Below are 18,408 nucleotides of genomic sequence, written 5' to 3'. Positions count from 1 at the left end.
CCTTCGTCGTGGCGGAGCGCATTCATCGTAGCGGCGCCCCGCGCGCTTGTGTCGACCTCATCCACCGCTGCCGCGACGCTCGGGCGGGCGGCGTGGATAGGAGGCCCACTGGATCAGGTAGCCCTGGGCCTCCAGCATCGCGATCACGCCGCCGCTGCCGGTCAGCTGCAGCGCGCCGATGGCGGCGAACACGGCGCTGCCGCGCTGGTGGATGCCGGCGATCTGCTCGGCCAGTGCGGCATTGCGGACCTCAAGATCGCGCCACAGCCTTTGCTCCAGGGCCGTCTGGCGGCAGTTGCAGCGCCGTTCGAACAGGCGCAGGTCGCCCAGCACGGCGCTGTCGTAGCCCTCCTGCAAACGCGCCAGCGCGGCCAGGGTCTCCGGTCGTGTGGCGGCATCGAGCACGAGGCGGACACGCTCGGCGACGTCATCCTGACCTTCGCCCAGCAGCGGCGCGAGCTGGCGCTCGGGCGTCTCCAGGCCGGCCGTCGGCTTGCCCATGGCGACGGCCAGATCGGCCAGCGAGCCAGCGATCGAATACGCCGGCTCATGACCGTCACGCCGCATCAGGCCCGTCAGCAAGGCCAGCGCGCGGATCTCGGGTCGCCAATCGGTGGGCGGATCCAGGCAGGCTGCCGACAGGGCCTGCTGCAGTTGCAGCGCCAGCTCATCGGGCAGGCGCGGCAAGGCCGTCCGGCTGCCGTCCGCTGCCACGAGCGGCCGGCGCGCCATCGCGTCCATGCTGTCGAACACCGCCGCATCGGCCAGGTCCAGTTCGAACACGACCCGGTCGACCGAGGCCATCGCGGCCTGCACCTCCGGACCCGGCACGAGCCAGGCCTGCAGCGCGATCGGCGGCAGGGCGTAGAGGTAGGACTCGCGCATCGGGGCATCGTCCGGATCGACGACAGGCGGCTCGCCAGCCTCCGCATCGGCGTCGGCGTCGACCTCCGTGGCCACCGGGACCGGCGCCAGGCGCTGATCCGGATGGGTGATGCGCAGCAGCACGCCACGGCTGGGCGTGCTGGCCAGCAAGGCCTCGTAGGCCTCGTCGCTGAGCGCGGCGGGCAGGGACGGGCAGCCCTCGCGGGGGTTGCCGCTGGCGTCCCGGGCGGCCACGTCGGCGTGCAACAGCGACAAGGCCTGCGGCAACAGCGGCGAAGCGCTGGCACCGACGTGTCCCACGCCGAAGGCCAGCGCCAGCAGGCAGGCCCGGAAGCGGCTGGCGCGCCGCCGTTGACGCTCAAGCACGCAGCACCACCGACTGGTCGAGGGTCCCGAAGACCGGGTGGCCCTGGGCATCGACCGCGTCGACCTCGACCCGCACGCCATCGTCGAGCCAACGCGCGGCGACATCGCCCGCCGCATGGACCTGCTCGGCCCGGCTGGCGACGCCACCCGACACGTCCGCCGCACCGATCGGGCCGCAGCTCAGCACGCTGCCGCAGGCGATTGGCCGCTCGCGGGCCAGCAGGGCGAGCAGCTGGCCGACATGCCAGTGCTGGCCTTCGCCACTGGCCAGCCGGGCCACCCGCCGGCCGTCGAGCTTCAGGTCGATGCGCAGGCCCAGCCGGCCACGCATCCAGGCACCGTCCAGCTCATCGAGCGTGACCAGCGTTGGCGCCCAGCCCGGCGGCAGGCAGGCCGACGCGTCATCGCTCACCGCGCGCAACGCCCAGGCATTCATCAGGCCGACCAGGCGCACGCCTTCGAGGGCCTGTTCGGGCGTGGCCGCGCAGGCGATGTCGCCGGTCACCACCGCCCATTGCACCTCGTGGTCGACACCGCCGGCCAAGGTGCGCACGGCCAGATCCTGGCGTGCGCCCAGGCCCAGGTCGGCCGGCCGTTCTCGCAGCACGGGCTGGCTGCGCAAGTTCTCGGGCACGGGCAGGCCCAGACCGCCGCATTGCCGCTCGCGCGCAGCCGGGTAGGCCCAGGCCTCGATGCGCCGCGACGCCCGCGGCAGGGGCGCGAGGCACATCGCCGGGTCGAAGGCGAAGGCGTGGCGGGCCTTGCCGTGGTTGAGCGTGTGGGACAGGTCCTGCAACTGCGGGGCGAGGAAGTTCCAGTCGTCGAGGACATCGCGCAGTCGACTGGCCACGCCGGTGGCGTACAGGGCCTGGGTCAGGTCGCGCGAGACAACCACCAGCTGGCCGTCGCGCGAGCCGTCCTTGTAGCTTGCAAGTTTCATGAATTCGGGCAGGTTCCGGAGCGGCCAAAGGGCACCGGTCATTGTAGATTTCGGGTTCACCCGGACCCTCCCCACGTGAGCTCGAAGATTCCCGTTTCCCCCTCGAACCTGGCCCTGCGACGCCCGCGTCGTGCGCCCTGGCTGTGCCTGCTGGCGGTGCTGGGCCTGCATGGCCTGGCGCTGCGCGAGGCGCCGTCCTGGCTGGCCCGACCGGCCCAGGCCGCGAGCGAGGTGCCCGCATCGCCCCGCAGCGTGTCGACGCGAACGATGTCGGTGCCGACCGAACATGTCGCACCTGCCGCACCCGCCCCCATAGCCACCGTCGCCGACGTCACGCCAACCCGCGCAGTCGCCCCGGCCCGGCGCCCGGCCGCACCGACCCCGTCGATCCACCACGTCGTGGCCTTGAACGACGCAGCAGCCAGCGCAGCCACATCGGCCGCGCCCGCCCCCGAACAGGCGAGCGTGCCCGCTGACCCGTCCAGCCACCGGCCGCCGGTCACCGCGCCAGCACCGATCCGGCTGGACTACAAGCTGCAGCGCGGCGCCATCGGCGGCGAGGCCCGGCTGGACTGGCGCCACGACGGCCGTCGCTACACGCTGGACCTGGACGGCCAGCTGCCGCTGATCGGCACGCTGATGCACCAGCACAGCGAGGGCGGCTTCGACGCCGCCGGACTGGCGCCGCTGCGCTACACCGAGCGGCGATTGCGGCGCAGCGAGCGCGCCGTCAACTTCAACCGGCCAGCCGACGGCCAAGGCGGGCGCATCACCTTCTCGGCCACGACCGGCGAGGCGCCCTTGCGCAGCGGCGCGCAGGATCGTGTCAGCTGGATGGTCCAACTGGCCGCGCGCCTCGCGGGCCACAGCGCCCTGCCCGCCGTCGGCAGCCGCATCGAGATGGACGTGGCCAGCGCCGGTGGCGACGTGCAGGACTGGCACTTCGTGCTTCAAGGCCGCGCCACCGACGGCAGCTGGCACTGGCGGCGCGACACCGGCGAGCCCGACGCGACGCAGGCCGAGGTCTGGACCGATCCGACGGCCGGCCACTGGCCGCGCCGGGTCCGCCTGACCGAGCGGCAGGGCGAACCGATCGAGCTGGTGCTGCGCAAGCGCTGAACGAGCGTCGTCTGCGCGGCGGCAGGAAGTCACGAACGCCGCACACCGGCCTACAGATCGCCGACCGGGGGCCGATGACGTTGGCAAGCAGCAGGACCTGCACAACGCCTCGACAGGCGTCGCACCTGCCCCTGACCAGACACCAGCCACCCATCGGAACCGGAGAACACGCCATGCAGATGCTCTACAACTCGGAGAACTATGCGGTCGTCCACTTCGAGGTCGACGTCAACGAGCCGACCGGTTTCCCGATGCGCCCCGACGTCGCCGAAGGCATCTCGCTGACCCGCGCGGGCTACGAGATCGTCGACAAGCACGCGCGCCGCGAGATCTTCATCGAGGGCGCCCTCGCCGAGCATTTCAAGGAAGGCGTGCAGGCGCTGATCTCGGCCTCGCCCAACGACGACGACGTCGACGAGTACCTGGCCGGCTACACCGTGCTGGCCCAGCAACCCGTCGTGCTGCACTGATCGTTCCACGCGGTGGACGGGGACCGGCGAGGCCATCGGTGCCTCCCTAGAATCGCGGGATGACCGCTGCCCCCTCCGCGCCTGCCCGCGCCCCCGACATCGTCCCGGCCATCACCCCGGCCATCGCCTACACCCGTGGTGGCGCCCTGCCCGCGCTGCTCGCCCGTCGCATCCTGGTGCTCGACGGCGCGATGGGCACGATGATCCAGCGCTACAAGCTCGATGAGGCCGCCTTCCGCAGCACCCGCTTCGCCGATCACCCGAGCGACCTCAAGGGCAACAACGACCTGCTGGTGCTGACCCGGCCGGACGTGATCGCCGAGATCCACGACCAGTACCTGGCCGCCGGTGCCGACCTGATCGAGACCAACACCTTCGGCGCCACCTCGATCGCGCAGGAAGACTACGGCCTGGGTCACATCGCCTACGAGATGAACGTGGCCGCAGCCCGACTGGCGCGCACATGCTGCGATCGCCACGGCACGCCCGACCGGCCGCGCTTCGTGGCCGGCGCCCTCGGCCCCACACCCAAGACCGCCAGCATCAGCCCGGACGTCAACGACCCGGGTGCCCGCAACGTCGACTTCGACGCGCTGCGGGCTGCCTACCTCGAACAGGCCCGCGGCCTGCTCGATGGCGGCGTCGACCTGTTCCTGGTCGAGACCATCTTCGACACCCTCAATGCCAAGGCTGCGATCTTCGCGCTCGACGAGCTGATGGAGTCCACCGGCGAACGCTTGCCGGTGATCGTCAGCGGTACCGTCACGGACGCCTCCGGGCGCATCCTGTCGGGCCAGACGGTCGGCGCCTTCTGGCACAGCGTGCGCCACGCGCGCCCGCTCGCCATCGGCTTGAACTGCGCCCTGGGCGCGACGCTGATGCGGCCCTACATCGAGGAGCTGTCCCGCATCGCCGGCGAGACCTTTGTCTCCTGCTACCCGAATGCCGGCCTGCCCAACCCGATGAGCGACACCGGCTTCGACGAGACCCCCGAGGTCACCGGCCGGCTGGTCGAGGAGTTCGCGGCGGCTGGCTTCCTCAACATCGCCGGCGGCTGCTGCGGCACCACCCCCGCCCACATCGCGGAGATCGCGCAGCGCGTGGGCCGCTACCAGCCCCGCTGCGCACAGCACGCGCCCTTCAGCACGTTGATCAACGCGTGACCTTCAGCCCATGCCCGCGAACCCCATGACCGCCACTGTCCCCACCGACCGCCCTGCCCCGCCGCCGATGCGCCTGTCCGGCCTGGAGCCGGTCGAGATCGGCACCGGCACGCTGTTCGTCAACATCGGCGAACGCACCAACGTGACCGGCTCCAAGGCCTTCGCCCGCATGATCCTGGAAGGCCGCTTCGAAGACGCGCTGAGCGTCGCGCGCCAACAGGTCGAGAACGGCGCCCAGGTCATCGACATCAACATGGACGAGGCCATGCTCGACAGCAAGGCCGCGATGGTGAGGTTCCTCAACCTGATCGCGGGCGAGCCCGAGATCGCCAAGGTGCCGATCATGATCGACTCGTCCAAGTGGGACGTGATCGAGGCCGGCCTGAAGTGCATCCAGGGCAAGGGCATCGTCAACTCGATCTCGCTCAAGGAAGGCGAGGCCGAGTTCATGCGACAGGCCCGTCTGGTGCGGCGCTACGGCGCGGCCGCCGTCGTCATGGCCTTCGACGAGAAGGGGCAGGCCGACACCTTCCAGCGCAAGACCGAGATCTGCGCGCGCGCCTACCGGGTGCTGGTCGAGCAGGTCGGCTTCCCGCCCGAGGACATCATCTTCGACCCGAACATCTTCGCGATCGCCACCGGCATCGAGGAGCATGACAACTACGCGGTCGACTTCATCGAGGCCACGCGCTGGATCAAGGCCCACCTGCCCGGCGCCAAAGTCTCGGGCGGCGTGTCCAACGTCAGCTTTTCCTTCCGCGGCAACGAGCCGGTGCGCGAGGCCATCCACACCGTCTTCCTGTACCACGCGATCCGCGCCGGCATGGACATGGGCATCGTCAATGCCGGCATGGTCGGCGTGTACGACGATCTGGACGCGCAGCTGCGCGAACGGGTCGAGGACGTGGTGCTCAACCGCCGCCCCGATGCCGGCGAACGCCTGATCGAGATTGCCGAGAGCGCCAAGGGCGCCGCCCGCGACGAGTCGACCCGGCTTGCCTGGCGCGGCACGCCCGAGCAGCCGGTCACGGTGGCTCAACGACTGAGCCATGCGCTGGTGCATGGCATCACCGACTTCATCAGCGTCGACACCGAAGAAGCCTGGCGCGCGATCGAGGCCGGCGGCGGCCGGCCGCTGCACGTCATCGAAGGCCCGCTGATGGCGGGCATGAACATCGTCGGCGACCTGTTCGGCGCGGGCAAGATGTTCCTGCCGCAGGTGGTCAAGAGCGCCCGCGTGATGAAGCAGGCCGTTGCGCATCTGCTGCCCTACATCGAGGCCGAGAAGAAGGCCCTCGCGGACGCCGGTGGCGACGTCAAGCCCAAGGGCAAGATCGTCATCGCCACCGTCAAGGGCGACGTGCACGACATCGGCAAGAACATCGTCACCGTCGTGCTCCAGTGCAACAACTTCGAGGTCGTCAACATGGGCGTGATGGTGCCCTGCCAGGACATCCTGGCGCGCGCCAAGGCCGAAGGCGCCGACATCATCGGCCTGTCCGGCCTGATCACGCCGAGCCTCGAAGAGATGCAGCACGTCGCCGCCGAGATGCAGCGCGACAGCTGGTTCCGCGACCGCGCCACGCCGCTGCTGATCGGCGGCGCGACCTGCAGCCGCGTGCACACCGCCGTCAAGATCGCCCCGCACTACGAGGGCCCGGTGGTCTACGTGCCCGATGCCTCGCGCAGCGTCGGCGTGTGCTCGGACCTGCTGAGCGACGAGCGTGCGACGCGCTACATCGACGAGCTGAAGGCCGACTATGAACAGGTCCGCATCCTGCACGCGAACAAGAAGGCCACGCCGCTGGTGACGCTGGCCCAGGCGCGCGCCAACAAGCACGCGATCGACTGGTCGGCCCACATGCCGCCCGCGCCGAAGTTCATCGGCCGGCGCGTGTTCCGCAACCTCGACCTGGCCGAACTGGCCCAGTGCATCGACTGGACGCCCTTCTTCCAGACCTGGGACCTGGCCGGCAAGTACCCCGAGATCCTGCGCGACGAGATCGTCGGCGCCGAGGCTGTGCGTGTGTTCAGCGACGGCAAGCGCATGCTGCAGCGGATCATCGAGGGCCGCTGGCTGCAGGCCAACGGCGTGATCGCGCTGCTGCCGGCCAACACGGTCGACGACGACGTCATCGAGGTCTACGCCGACGAGCGCCGCACCGAGGTCCTGCTGCGCTGGCAGCCGCTGCGACTGCAGACCGAGCGTCCGGTGATCGACGGCATCAAGCGGCCGAACCGCTCACTGGCCGACTTCATCGCACCCAAGGGCGTCAAGGCCGACCACATCGGCCTGTTCGCCGTCACCGCCGGCCTGAACATCGAGAAGAAGGAAGCGCAGTTCCTGGCCGATCACGACGACTACAGCGCCATCATGCTCAAGGCCCTGGCCGACCGTCTGGCCGAGGCCTGCGCCGAGCGCCTGCACCAGCGCGTGCGCACCGAGCTGTGGGGTTATGCGCCAGACGAGGCCCTGAGCAACGAACAGTTGATCGCAGAGGCCTACCGCGGCATCCGCCCCGCACCGGGCTATCCGGCCTGCCCGGACCACGCGGTCAAGCGCGCGATGTTCGAGGTGTTGGCGGCCCCCGAGATCGGCATGGCCCTGACCGACAGCCTGGCGATGACACCGGCGGCCAGCGTCAGCGGCTTCTACCTGGCCCATCCAGAGGCGACCTACTTCAACGTTGGCCGCATCGGCGAGGACCAGCTGGCCGACTACGCCGCGCGTCAGCAGGTGGCGCTGGACGAGGCCCGTCGCCGGCTGGCGCCACAGCTGGGCTGACACGGCGTCATGGCGGACCGGCCCAGTTGCCGGTCCGTGCCTGCTTCAGGTCACGCGAGGACGAGGTTGTCGCGGTGGATCAGCTCGGACTCGTTCGCATAGCCCAGCAAGCCCTCGATCTGTGAGGAAGGCTTGCGCATGATCAGGCGGGTCTCGTTGGCCGCGTAGTTGGCCAGGCCGCGGGCGACCTCGGCACCGGCGCTGGAGCGCACCGCGATGACGTCGCCGCGCACGAAGTCGCCGTGCACCTCCACCACGCCGATGGGCAGGAGGCTCTTGCCCTCCTCGCGCAGCTTGAGGACGGCGCCATCGTCGACCACCACCGAGCCCTTGAGTTGCAGGTGATCGGCCATCCACTGCTTGCGAGCGGCGACCTTGGCGGTGGTGGCCACCAGCAGCGTGCCGATCGACTCACCGTCGACCAGGCGCAGCAGTGCGCTGGGCTCGCGGCCCCAGGCAATCACGGTGGACGCACCGCTGCCGGCCGCCCGCTTGGCCGCGAGGATCTTGGTGATCATCCCGCCCTTGCCGATGCTGGAGCCCGCGCCGCCGGCCATCTGCTCCAGCTCGGGCGTGCCGGCCACGGCTTCGTGGATGAAGCGCGCGTCGGGGTCCTTGCGCGGGTCGGCCGAATACAGGCCCTTCTGGTCGGTCAGGATGATCAGCGCATCGGCGTCGACCAGGTTGGCCACCAGCGCGCCGAGCGTGTCGTTGTCGCCGACCTTGATCTCGTCGGTCACGACGGTGTCGTTCTCGTTGATGACCGGCACCACGCCCAGGCCCAGCAGCGTCAGCAGGGTCGAGCGGGCGTTGAGGTAGCGCTCACGGTCGGCCAGGTCAGCGTGCGTGAGCAGCACCTGTGCGCTGCCCAGGCCCTGCTGGCTCAGCGAGGTCTCGTAGATCTGCGCCAGCCCCATCTGCCCGACAGCGGCGGCGGCCTGCAACTCGTGCAGCTCCTTCGGGCGTGTCGCCCAGCCCAGTCGCTTCATGCCTTCGGCAATGGCGCCGGACGAGACCATCACGACCTCGCGACCCTGCCTGACGAGCGCGGCCAGCTGCACGCACCAGGCGTTGATCGCCTCGGCATCCAGGCCGCGGCCCTCGTTGGTGACCAGGCTGGAGCCGACCTTGACGACGATGCGGCGGGCGTTCTTCAGGACATCGCTCATGGCAGGGCTCGGGTGTTCAGCGGTTCAGCAGGTCAACGGAAGCGGGGATCGTCGGCATCGGGCCGGGGTGCCGCCTCGCTCAGGTCTTCGGTCGGCAGGAAGCGCACGTCGACGTCCTCAGGGGGGTGATCCTGCAGCGAGGCCACATGCTGGTAGATCGCCCGGATCAGCGGCTCGCAGCCTTCGCGGGTCAGCGCCGAGATCTCGAAGACCGGGCCCTTCCACTTCATGCGCTTGACGAAGTCCTTGATGCGGGCGGCGCGCTCCTCGGCCGGCACCATGTCCAGCTTGTTGAGCACCAGCCAGCGGGTCTTGGCGTGCAGCGACTCGTCGTACTTCTTCAGTTCCTTGACGATGGCCTTGGCCTGCGCGACCGGGTCAACGTTCTCGTCGAAGGGCGCGAAGTCGATCACGTGCAGCAGCAAGCGCGTGCGCTGCAGATGCCGCAGGAAGAGGTGGCCCAGTCCGGCGCCTTCGGAGGCGCCCTCGATCAGGCCGGGGATGTCGGCCACCACGAAACTCTGGCTCGGACCCACGCGCACCACGCCGAGGTTGGGGTGCAAGGTCGTGAACGGGTAGTCGGCGATCTTGGGCCGAGCGTTCGAGATCGCGGCGATCAGCGTCGACTTGCCGGCGTTGGGCATGCCCAGCAGGCCAACGTCGGCCAACACACGCAGTTCAAGCCGCAGCGACTTGATCTCGCCGGGCCAGCCCGGTGTCTTCTGGCGCGGCGCGCGGTTGGTGCTGGTCTTGAAATGCAGGTTGCCAAAGCCGCCGTCGCCGCCCTTGGCGATCAGCACGCGCTCACCGTGCACCAGCAGCTCGGCCAGCTTCTCGCCGGTTTCGGCATCCAGGATCATCGTGCCCACGGGCATGCGCAGCACGACGTCCTCGCCAGCGGCGCCGAACTGGTCGGAGCCGCGACCGGCCTCGCCGTTGCGGGCCTCGTGGCGACGGGTGTAGCGAAAGTCCACCAGCGTGTTCAGGTTGCGGTCACCGACCGCATACACGTGGCCGCCGCGGCCGCCATTGCCGCCGTCGGGACCGCCGAAGGGGATGAACTTCTCTCGCCGGAAGCTGGCGCAGCCGGCACCGCCATTGCCGGCCGTCACGTCGATGGTGACTTCGTCGACGAATTTCATGGATACCCCTTCGTTGGATGGCGCCACGCCGATGCGCCCCGGGTGGGGCGTGTCGCCGTCACGCGCTCTGCTGCTCGCGCCGCTTGCGTCGAACAAGCAAAAAAGCCCCGGCAGGCCGGGGCTCTTGTCGGGCGAGAGCGTTCGCTCAGGCCGGCGTCACCGACACCGTCTTGCGGTTCAGCGCGCCCTTCACGTCAAACGTGATGGTGCCGTCGACCAGCGCGAACAGCGTGTGGTCACGGCCCATGCCGACATTGGTGCCAGCGTGGAAACGCGTGCCGCGTTGGCGCACGATGATCGAACCAGCGTTGACAGCCTGGCCGCCAAACGCCTTGACGCCCAGCATCTTGGGCTGCGAGTCACGGCCGTTCCGAGTGGAACCGCCGCCTTTTTTCTGTGCCATTTATCAGCTCCTGGTGAGGTGCAACGTCTGCTTCAGCCCTGCACCGCGCTGATTTGCAGCTCGGTGTAAGTCTGGCGATGACCCTGGCGCTTCTGGTAGTGCTTGCGACGACGCATCTTGAAGATGCGCACCTTGTCGTGCTTGCCCTGTGCCACGACCGTGGCGGTGACCGTTGCGCCTTCAACCAAGGGCGTGCCCACCTTCAGTTCTGCGCCGCTTCCGAGCGCGAGAACTTCGTTGATCACGATCTCTTGGCCAACTTCCGCAGCAATCTGTTCTACCTTGATCTTCTCGCCGGCAGCAACCTTGTATTGCTTGCCACCGGTTTTTATGACCGCGTACATATCAGCCCTTTCAAATACAAAGAACACCTTCGCGCGGCCCGCCAGCGTTTGCAGGATGCTCGCTGGACAACCATGGCGTTCGTCGAACACCCGCAGGGCACACCCAAAAAGGCACACACCCGCTCCACGCGAAGCCCGCGAGTCTAGCACACGCCCTGTCGCGCAGATGTGGCACAGCGCACGGTGAGTCCACAAGGTCAAGGAGGCGCTTCTTATAATCGACGGTTGCTGCGCCACGCTGGCCGCGTCCCGGGACGCCACGACTGGCGGCGATCCGACTGTCCAACCCGCCCCCCCGTGAGCCTCGCCACCGCACCGAATCCGACCCTGCCTGCGGCCCTGATGGCCGACGAGATGGCCCAGGTCGACGCCGTGATCCACCGCCGCCTCGCCTCCGAGGTCGTGCTGATCAACCAGATCTCGAACTACATCGTCAGCGCCGGAGGCAAGCGCATCCGGCCGCTGCTGGTGCTGCTGTTTGCCCGCGCGCTGGGTTTCCAGGGCCACGAGCGATTCGAGATGGCCGCCACTGTGGAGTTCATCCACACCGCGACGCTTCTGCACGACGACGTGGTCGACGAGTCCGACCTGCGTCGCGGACGCAAGACGGCCAATGCGATCTTCGGCAATGCCGCGAGCGTGCTGGTCGGCGACTTCCTCTATTCGCGCTCCTTCCAGATGATGGTGTCGGTCAATCGCATGCGCGTGCTCGACGTGCTGGCCGAAGCGACCAACGTGATCGCCGAGGGCGAGGTCCTGCAGCTGCTGAACATGCACGACCCCGACATCACGCTGGACGCCTACCTGCGCGTGATCCGATACAAGACCGCCAAGCTGTTCGAGGCCAGCGCCCGCCTGGGCGCCGTGTTGGCCGGCGTCAACGAGTCGAGCGAGGAAAGCTGCGCCGCCTACGGTCGCTGCCTGGGAACCGCCTTCCAGCTGGTCGATGACCTGCTGGACTACGAAGGTGCCACCGCACAGCTGGGCAAGAACGTCGGCGACGATCTACGCGAAGGCAAGCCAACGATGCCGCTGCTGCTGGCCATGCAGGCCGGTACCGAGGATCAGCGCCAGATCATTCGCCATGCCATCGAGCACGGCGAGGTTGAACGCCTGGACGAGATCGTCGAGATCGTGCGCAGCACGGGCGCCATCGAGGCCACCCGCCGGGCCGCGCAAGATGAGGCGCGAAAGGCACAGGACCACATTTCTTCACTCCCCCCTTCCCAATTCAAGGAAGCCCTCCTATACTTATGTGTTCAGGCTGTTGAGCGAAATTCTTGAGGTCCAAATGACTCAAAGAAGTCGCTGAGCAGCAGAAATCGGGGTGTAGCTTAGCCTGGTAGAGCGCTACGTTCGGGACGTAGAGGCCGGAGGTTCGAATCCTCTCACCCCGACCAGGATTGCTGGGATCACATCCCAAAGACGAGAAAAAGCCGCACGTGTTGCGGCTTTTTTCTTTTGTGCGTTCTTTTATGCGTCCGATTCAGGTGGCAGACCTGTCGGCCAACCGGTCAAGGTTCGGCGTGACGCACCCAGGTGCTCGAACGCCCGAGCCAGCGCAGGCCCAGGTAGCCGTGCAGCACGGCCTTGTCATCGTCTTGCAAGCTCAGATCGCAGTTGGCCAGGGCGCCTTGCAAGGCGCCTGGGCGCAGATCGATGACCGAACCACCGGTCCAGCCCTTGCTGGTCGGCTTGAGGTCGCGGATGAACTCGATCTCGGTGTAGCGCTTGCCCTTGAGATCGCCGACACAGCGCTCGCATACCGGCGACAGCTCGCGTCCCTGCGCGTCCAGCGTGCGCACGATGCGGCCGTAAAGCCGGCCATTGCGGCGGTAGATGTGGACGACCGAGCGCGTCGACAGCTCGCCGTCCGGGTCGCTCGCCAGCCAGTGGCCTTCGAGCGGGTCGACTGCCGGCCGCGCACCCAGCGCGCGCAGCCGGTCGATTTCTTGCGCCGATGCAGCCCCGGCCAATCCCGCCGTCAGGGCAACAGCGGTCAGGAGAGCCCTCATGTAGAGACCTCCTCGTTCGATGGGCTGTGCGCCTCGGCGTGACCACGCGTCAGCGGCAGGCTCAGTCGCACCCGCGTGCCGGGCGACGCATTGCCCACGACGCACTGCCCGCCGATCGCCGCCGCGCGGCTGGCCAGCCCGGGCATGCCCTTGCCGTTGCCGCCGGCATGACGCTCAGGCCGCACCGACAGGCCGCGGCCGTTGTCGAGCACGTCGAGCACGAGCTCGTCGGTGTCGATCTTGAGGCTAACCTCCAGCGTCGAAGCGCCCGCATGCTTGATGCAGTTGGTGACCGCCTCCTGCAGGATGCGCAACACGTTGATGCGCACCTCCGGGGCCAGGAGCAAGGGCTCGCCGTCGGCGATGTCGTAGGCCAGTTGCAGGCCGCTGCCCTCGAGCTGGGCCTCCAGCTTCAGGCAGTAGTCGAAGACGCAGGACTGGATGTCGCTGTCCTCGTCCTGATGGGCATAGAGCACCAGCCGCATGTCGTCGATGCAGGCCTGCAGTTGGGCCTCGATGTCCATAGCGCCTCGGGTCGATGCACGCACGCTGTAGAGCGTCGTGATCAGACGCGAGCCGATGCCGTCGTGCATGTCCTGATAGATGCGGTCGCGTTCGAGCCGGGCCGCTTCGACCTGCGCCAGCCGGCGCTGTTCCTCGTAGCTTGCGGCCAGCTCGGCCTCGCGCTCGGCCAGCGTGCGCTTGAGCACCGCGTTGGCGTTGTTGACGCCCTCGACGCTGCCCTGGTGCTGCACCAGCAGGATGTAGCCGACCACCAGCAAGAGCAGCGGCAGACCGAGGTGGCTGAGGTAGATGGGCTCGAAGGCCAGCGCGTACCAGTGCCAACCGGGGGCCTCAGGCATCAGCCGGACCAGGAAGCCGGTCAGCACGCCATAGTCGTGGAAGGCCAGCACGATGCAGAACACCGACTGCAACAGCAGCGCCTTGGCCGCGCCCTGCCCTGGCCGAATGGCCAGGCGAGCCAGCCTGGCGCTGGCGTAGACATAGACGACCAGCATCGGCCCGGTCCACAGCCGGTCCAGCAGGTTCTCGGTCGGGCTGCCGCCGATCAGGTAGACGACCGGGGCCACTGCCGCGAAGCCGATGAAGACGCGGGTCGAACGACGACCCATCGGCTCGCCCGCAAAGGACAGCACGAACATCGACATCAGCGCGATCAACCCGCCTTCGGCCGCGTAGAGCAAGGTGCGCCAGAGCCGGTACATGTCCATCGGGACGTGCGACCACAGCGCCAGCGTGAACAACATGCCCCAGAGCACCATCGCCGCGCCGGCCAGCGCAAAGATGCGCTCGCGCGGCGAAGCCACCCAGGCGCCGATCATGAACAGGCCAGCCACCAGGCAGAACAGGTTCGAGGCATGGGCCAGCGTGCCGCTGAGGAAGGCGATCACGCCCTCGACATGGGCGAGATCGCCGGTGCGGCCGACCAGCACGGGCGACACCAGGATGTAGGGCTCATGGGTCGATTGCTCGACCGTCAACACGTCAGGCCGACCATCGTGGTTCAGCAGCCGCGGCGGCAAGGGGATCAGCAAGGGCCGGTACCAGACGTAGCGGTCCTGCGCGGTCGATCGAGGCAGGCCGGCGATCCAGTGGCCGTTGAGGTAGAAGTCGCCGCCGTTGATCACCTGCGTGAACAGGACCGCATGACGCGGCACGTCGCCGGCCGCGCCCGATGTGGCGGTCGACGCCAGCATCGACCCCGCCTCGCCATCCAGCGTCAGGGCATAGGCGATGGAGGCAGCCTCGCGGCGTTCGCTGCGCACGGTGAAGTGCGGCAGCTCGACGGTCACCCCCGGCTCGCCATAAGCGGCGCGGCCTTGTTGATCGGGTGTCAGCTGTGCCGTGCGAACGGCAACCATCTGCGGACCTTGGGCCGTCCAGAGCCAGGCCAGGACCCCTGCCATCAACACCGCCAGCAGCAAGGCTGGCAGGGCCGGACGCAGACGATCAGTCATCGAGCAGGCCCTGGGCACGGGCGACGTGCACGGCCATCGCGCGCGATCGCACCGACAGCTTGCGGTAGACCCCACGCAGGTGCTGGTTGACGGTGTGGGTCGAGATGGACAGCCGGTCCGCGATCGTCACGATCGGCAGGCCCTCGCCGAGCAGGCCGAGCACCTCGACCTCACGCGGCACCAGTCGGTAGCGGGCCAGCGCCTCAGCCCGGTCGGCGTCGTTGCGGGTGTCGATCGGCTGACCGGCCATGCCCTGAACCAGCACCTTGGCAACCTGCGGGCTGACCGGCGAATAGCCGTTGTGCAAGGCCACGATCTTGTCGATCAGCGTCGGTCCGCGCTCGTCCTTGAGCAGGTAGCCGGTCGCCCCGGCCTTCAGGCTGCGGCTGATGTGCTTGGCGTCGCCGAAGGTCGACAGCACCATGCTCTGCGCCTGCGGGCAGTTCGACTTGATGTTGGCGATCAGGTCGACGCCATCGACGTCGGGCAGACCCAGGTCGACCAGGTAGACGTCGGCCCGGTCGTCGGCGATCAGCGCCATGGCCTCCGACTTGTTGCGCGCGGTGCCCGCCAGCGTGCAGTGGATCGACCGGAGGATCAGGTCGGACACGTGCTGGCTGACGAGCGGGTCGTCTTCGATGATGGCTACGGAGATGGACATCGCTGGGACTCGGTCGTTGACGAGGTCTCGCCGTTGGACAAAGGCTGCCGACATGACCCCGAAGGTCGGACAGGTGGTTGGATGCGCTATCGACCAGGGCAGCGGCGACTTGAGGGTCGCCCGCCGTCGGCCCGATCAAATCGTCAGGGACGCGTTGTAGAACGCTTGCAACTGGCTCAGGCTGGCAACCTCGTACCCTGTATTCGCCGTGTTGGCGACGGACGTCCAGAAGGCTTCGAACTGTTCTTTTTTGCCCAGCTCGTCGGTACTGACCGACAAGCCAAGGAGGCGGAGGTCGGCTCCGGTCAATTGCCTCGTGTACCCGTCCAGGTTGGTGAGCGCAGCCAAAGCCATGACGTGATCGACGGCCTTGGCGATGTCATTGATCTCCTTGACCGTGTCGACCCCCGCAGCGAACCTGTAGCCGACCGATTCATTGAGCAGACGCAGGGCGTTGTCGGCCAGGGTCGCGTCCTTGCCCAGGGCACCCGTCGCAGCCAGGCCGATGTCCGCACAGACAGACACATAGTCGCTCGCCTGCGGCCCGGCCGCAGGCTGGTTGGTCACGCTCGGCCCGTCGGCATAGGAGAGGATCTTCTCGTAGCCACTGACGATCGCCTGCAATTCGCCAATGGTGTCGATGGCTGCGTCACCAGTCTTCGGGGCCGCCCTCAGCGAGGACTGGATGGCTGCCACATTGAAGTTCGCCGTCGACGCGGTCACGACATTGCCTGCGCTGTCGGTCATCCCCAGCGTGGCGTAGTCGGCCACGGTGAGGCTCAGGCCCAGACGCCCGCCATCAATCGTGTCGATCAGCCGCTCGACCGATGCCACGATGCCGTTGAGGCCGGCCGCGTCGACCGAATCCACCGCCGACTGCGGGCGGTTCTCGATCACGTCGTTGAGCAGGGCCAAGCCCCGCGGAGTTTCGAGCGAGCGCAGAGCGGTGCCGACCGCCTGGTAGTCGTTCACGGTCAGATCCACGTCGGGCGTGCTGTCCGGCAACGGGCCGTTGGCCTTGTCCAGGATGCGCGCATAGGCCTGCACCACCTTGTTGATGCCATCGACGCTGTTGACGGCAACCGGCTCCAGCGCCTGGACCGCCGAGTTGATGGCGTCGACGTTGCTTGACGACACCCCCGCCACACCGGCCGCTTCATACGTCTTGTACGACGGCGGGGTACCACCGGTGGTGGTCCAGACCCGGATGGCCTCCAGCGCCTCGCTGGCACTGAGGCCGGACACCGCATCGGTGACGAGGTTGCGGATCTGGGTCCGCGTGTTGACGCCCGATCCGTTGTCAACGGTCTCGGCGATCGCCGCCCAGACCTTGGGCAGCTTGGCGGGATCGATGCTGGGCATGTCCTTGTCGCCCAGCAACAGCTTGAGGTCGTCGATCGTCAAGTCGGGCGAGCTTGTGGGCGCGGCCGCCATGCCCGCCAGCGCCATGAGGTGATCGATGGCGGCACCGATCTTGACAAGTTCGTCGACCGAATCGACATCCGTTGCTGACTTCACGCCGACCACCTCGCCGAGCAGCTTCAGCGCGTTGTCCGCCGCCGTGGCGCTGGCGCCGGCGACGCCGCCCTTGGCGATGCCGATGTCGGCACGCACGTCTGCATAGTCCTGCACCGTGGGCAGCGTGCCCGTCGAGGTGGTGGCGCTGCCGTCGGCGAACTTGATGATCTTGTCGTAGGCCGTGACGATGGTCTGGATCTCGCTGACGTGGTCGATGCGGGCATCGCCGACGGCGTCCTTCGACGCCAGCAGCGCAGACTTCACGCCGGGCAGGTTCGCGGTCGTCACGGCGATCGAACCCTCCTTGGCGCCGACCGCGAGGTTGCCGAAATCCGCCACGGTCAGCGTGCTGCTGGTGCCGTTGATCGTCTCCTGGACCTTGTCGACGGCGGTGACGATGTCGTTGAGTTCCTTGATGGTGTCGACGAAGCTGGCGGTGCGCACATCGACCACGTCGTTGAGCAGCGCGATGGCCAGCTCGGACTTCTCCAGCAGGTGAACCTTCACCCCCAGGGTCGCGTAGTCCGCCGCCACCAGCGCCTCCTGGGCTGGGTCCGCGCTGGCGATGCCATCGGCCTGGGCGAGGATCTTGTTGTAGGCGGTGACGACCTTGCGCAGCGCGTCGACATCCGGAATGCCGCTGGACTTGAGCGTCGACACCGCGCTGTTGATGGCCTCCAGGTTGGACGACGTGACGCCCTGCACCCCTGCCTTTTCATAGGTCGACACCGTCGGCGCCGTCGCCAGGGGGCTGTCGGCATAGGCCTTGATCGTGTCGATGGGCGGCGTGTCGTCGCTGCCACTGCCCGACACCGACTGGTAGATCAGCAGGCCGCCCACCGCCGCACCACCCCACATCAGGGCCGTGTCGGACAGGCCGTCGATCAGCGAGGCGGCCGCCTTGCCGCCCAAGTACAGGCCGTCGTCGCTCGGCGGCGGACCGCCCTCGGTCAGGCCGTGCAGCGAGGCCAGCGGCGACACATCGGCGAGGCGGTAGGTCTGGACCTCACCGGCCGCATCCAGACCCAGCAGGGTCGGTGGGGTCGGCTGGTCGTAGTAGCCCCGGATGACGACGTCGGGCTGGTTCGGATCGGTGCCGTCGACGCTGATCCACAGGTCAGCACCCTCGCGGCGGGTGCGAATCTTTGTCGGCCCCTGGTTGCTGCTGGTCAGGGCGAGCTGGTAGCTGGCACCGGGCTGCGCGGGCAATGTCACCGCCTCGCCCTTGCCACCGGCCTGCGGTGGCACCGCCAGGCGGCTGACCGTCATGCCGCCCTTGATCACTCGAATCGTGTATGCGCTGTTGCTCATTGAGCCTTGCTCCGGTGGGATGAGGACCTACAACAATCTTGATTACCTACCCAAAGATTGCCGAGGCATGAAGCCAGTATAAAAGTGGGACTCTTTTAAACCACTACCTAAATATGTAGTCAAACCCATTAAAGCTAC

At 68.0% G+C, this 18,408-nt stretch carries 15 protein-coding genes and 1 tRNA gene; 6 read left to right on the top strand and 10 right to left on the bottom strand.

Annotated elements, in window-relative coordinates:
- Positions 1 to 57: 57 nt before the first annotated feature.
- Both EV685_RS16590 and EV685_RS16585 read right to left on the bottom strand, forming a co-directional pair.
- A complete protein-coding gene (locus tag EV685_RS16590) occupies positions 58 to 1,251 on the bottom strand; it encodes a TraB/GumN family protein (RefSeq protein ID WP_165396834.1) in 1,194 nt (397 codons plus the stop codon).
- A complete protein-coding gene (locus EV685_RS16585) occupies positions 1,244 to 2,191 on the bottom strand; it encodes a fumarylacetoacetate hydrolase family protein (RefSeq protein WP_165396833.1) in 948 nt (315 codons plus the stop codon). The genes EV685_RS16590 and EV685_RS16585 overlap by 8 nt, the downstream gene beginning before the upstream one ends.
- Before the next feature lie 75 nt (positions 2,192 to 2,266).
- Here EV685_RS16585 and EV685_RS16580 point away from each other — a divergent pair, with 75 nt between their 5' ends.
- The 4 genes from EV685_RS16580 to metH all read left to right on the top strand — a co-directional run bounded on the left by EV685_RS16580 (position 2,267) and on the right by metH (position 7,728).
- On the top strand, positions 2,267 to 3,310 hold the full coding sequence (locus EV685_RS16580) for a DUF3108 domain-containing protein (protein ID WP_165396832.1): 1,044 nt from the start codon (positions 2,267 to 2,269) through the stop codon (positions 3,308 to 3,310).
- Positions 3,311 to 3,483: 173 nt separating this feature from the next.
- Positions 3,484 to 3,780, top strand: coding sequence for a BTH_I0359 family protein (locus EV685_RS16575; RefSeq protein WP_130483147.1), 297 nt, complete (start codon positions 3,484 to 3,486; stop codon positions 3,778 to 3,780).
- Between the two features lie 59 nt (positions 3,781 to 3,839).
- Positions 3,840 to 4,943, top strand: coding sequence for a homocysteine S-methyltransferase family protein (locus EV685_RS16570; protein WP_130483146.1), 1,104 nt, complete (start codon positions 3,840 to 3,842; stop codon positions 4,941 to 4,943).
- A gap of 25 nt (positions 4,944 to 4,968) precedes the next feature.
- On the top strand, positions 4,969 to 7,728 hold the full coding sequence (gene metH, locus EV685_RS16565) for a methionine synthase (protein WP_130483145.1): 2,760 nt from the start codon (positions 4,969 to 4,971) through the stop codon (positions 7,726 to 7,728).
- Between the two features lie 50 nt (positions 7,729 to 7,778).
- Here the strand turns inward: metH and proB are convergent, their stop codons facing one another.
- From proB to rplU, 4 genes are all read right to left on the bottom strand, one after another.
- Positions 7,779 to 8,897, bottom strand: a complete 1,119-nt coding sequence (proB, locus tag EV685_RS16560) for a glutamate 5-kinase (protein ID WP_130483144.1) — start codon at positions 8,895 to 8,897, stop codon at positions 7,779 to 7,781.
- A gap of 32 nt (positions 8,898 to 8,929) precedes the next feature.
- Positions 8,930 to 10,039, bottom strand: a complete 1,110-nt coding sequence (gene cgtA, locus EV685_RS16555) for an Obg family GTPase CgtA (protein ID WP_130483143.1) — start codon at positions 10,037 to 10,039, stop codon at positions 8,930 to 8,932.
- A gap of 145 nt (positions 10,040 to 10,184) precedes the next feature.
- Positions 10,185 to 10,442 (bottom strand): 50S ribosomal protein L27, encoded by a 258-nt coding sequence (gene rpmA / locus EV685_RS16550; protein ID WP_130483142.1) that lies wholly within the window; start codon positions 10,440 to 10,442, stop codon positions 10,185 to 10,187.
- Between the two features lie 32 nt (positions 10,443 to 10,474).
- The gene (gene rplU, locus EV685_RS16545) at positions 10,475 to 10,786 is read right to left on the bottom strand and encodes a 50S ribosomal protein L21 (RefSeq protein WP_130483388.1); all 312 of its coding nucleotides are present in this window, start codon (positions 10,784 to 10,786) and stop codon (positions 10,475 to 10,477) included.
- A gap of 342 nt (positions 10,787 to 11,128) precedes the next feature.
- Between rplU and ispB the strand changes: the two genes are divergently transcribed.
- The gene (gene ispB, locus EV685_RS16540) at positions 11,129 to 12,070 is read left to right on the top strand and encodes an octaprenyl diphosphate synthase (RefSeq protein ID WP_130483387.1); all 942 of its coding nucleotides are present in this window, start codon (positions 11,129 to 11,131) and stop codon (positions 12,068 to 12,070) included.
- A 39-nt stretch (positions 12,071 to 12,109) separates the two neighbouring features.
- Positions 12,110 to 12,186: transfer RNA gene (locus tag EV685_RS16535), tRNA-Pro, on the top strand.
- 114 nt (positions 12,187 to 12,300) lie between these two features.
- Here the strand turns inward: EV685_RS16535 and EV685_RS16530 are convergent.
- From EV685_RS16530 to EV685_RS16515, 4 genes are all read right to left on the bottom strand, one after another.
- The gene (locus tag EV685_RS16530) at positions 12,301 to 12,801 is read right to left on the bottom strand and encodes a DUF2147 domain-containing protein (protein WP_130483141.1); all 501 of its coding nucleotides are present in this window, start codon (positions 12,799 to 12,801) and stop codon (positions 12,301 to 12,303) included.
- On the bottom strand, positions 12,798 to 14,780 hold the full coding sequence (locus EV685_RS16525; RefSeq protein ID WP_130483140.1) for a sensor histidine kinase: 1,983 nt from the start codon (positions 14,778 to 14,780) through the stop codon (positions 12,798 to 12,800). The genes EV685_RS16530 and EV685_RS16525 overlap by 4 nt, the downstream gene beginning before the upstream one ends.
- A complete protein-coding gene (locus tag EV685_RS16520) occupies positions 14,773 to 15,441 on the bottom strand; it encodes a response regulator transcription factor (protein WP_165396831.1) in 669 nt (222 codons plus the stop codon). The genes EV685_RS16525 and EV685_RS16520 overlap by 8 nt, the downstream gene beginning before the upstream one ends.
- A 135-nt stretch (positions 15,442 to 15,576) precedes the next feature.
- Positions 15,577 to 18,270, bottom strand: a complete 2,694-nt coding sequence (locus EV685_RS16515) for a hypothetical protein (protein WP_130483138.1) — start codon at positions 18,268 to 18,270, stop codon at positions 15,577 to 15,579.
- Positions 18,271 to 18,408 lie beyond the last annotated feature (138 nt).

The organism is Sphaerotilus mobilis (genome assembly GCF_004216565.1).
Taxonomy (GTDB): Bacteria; Pseudomonadota; Gammaproteobacteria; order Burkholderiales; family Burkholderiaceae_C; genus Sphaerotilus; species Sphaerotilus mobilis.
Note: the sequence above shows the minus strand (reverse complement) of the source record. Positions and strands in the feature narration are given on the sequence as shown.

Excerpts from the sequence above, each read along its gene's own strand:
- EV685_RS16585 (WP_165396833.1), bottom strand. The coding sequence starts at position 2,191 with ATGAAACTTGCAAGCTACAAGGACGGCTCGCGCGACGGCCAGCTGGTG.
- EV685_RS16575 (WP_130483147.1), top strand. The coding sequence starts at position 3,484 with ATGCAGATGCTCTACAACTCGGAGAACTATGCGGTCGTCCACTTCGAG.
- EV685_RS16570 (WP_130483146.1), top strand. The coding sequence starts at position 3,840 with ATGACCGCTGCCCCCTCCGCGCCTGCCCGCGCCCCCGACATCGTCCCG.
- metH (WP_130483145.1), top strand. The coding sequence starts at position 4,969 with ATGACCGCCACTGTCCCCACCGACCGCCCTGCCCCGCCGCCGATGCGC.
- proB (WP_130483144.1), bottom strand. The coding sequence starts at position 8,897 with ATGAGCGATGTCCTGAAGAACGCCCGCCGCATCGTCGTCAAGGTCGGC.
- cgtA (WP_130483143.1), bottom strand. The coding sequence starts at position 10,039 with ATGAAATTCGTCGACGAAGTCACCATCGACGTGACGGCCGGCAATGGC.
- rpmA (WP_130483142.1), bottom strand. The coding sequence starts at position 10,442 with ATGGCACAGAAAAAAGGCGGCGGTTCCACTCGGAACGGCCGTGACTCG.
- rplU (WP_130483388.1), bottom strand. The coding sequence starts at position 10,786 with ATGTACGCGGTCATAAAAACCGGTGGCAAGCAATACAAGGTTGCTGCC.
- ispB (WP_130483387.1), top strand. The coding sequence starts at position 11,129 with ATGGCCGACGAGATGGCCCAGGTCGACGCCGTGATCCACCGCCGCCTC.
- EV685_RS16530 (WP_130483141.1), bottom strand. The coding sequence starts at position 12,801 with ATGAGGGCTCTCCTGACCGCTGTTGCCCTGACGGCGGGATTGGCCGGG.
- EV685_RS16525 (WP_130483140.1), bottom strand. The coding sequence starts at position 14,780 with ATGACTGATCGTCTGCGTCCGGCCCTGCCAGCCTTGCTGCTGGCGGTG.
- EV685_RS16520 (WP_165396831.1), bottom strand. The coding sequence starts at position 15,441 with ATGTCCATCTCCGTAGCCATCATCGAAGACGACCCGCTCGTCAGCCAG.
- EV685_RS16515 (WP_130483138.1), bottom strand. The coding sequence starts at position 18,270 with ATGAGCAACAGCGCATACACGATTCGAGTGATCAAGGGCGGCATGACG.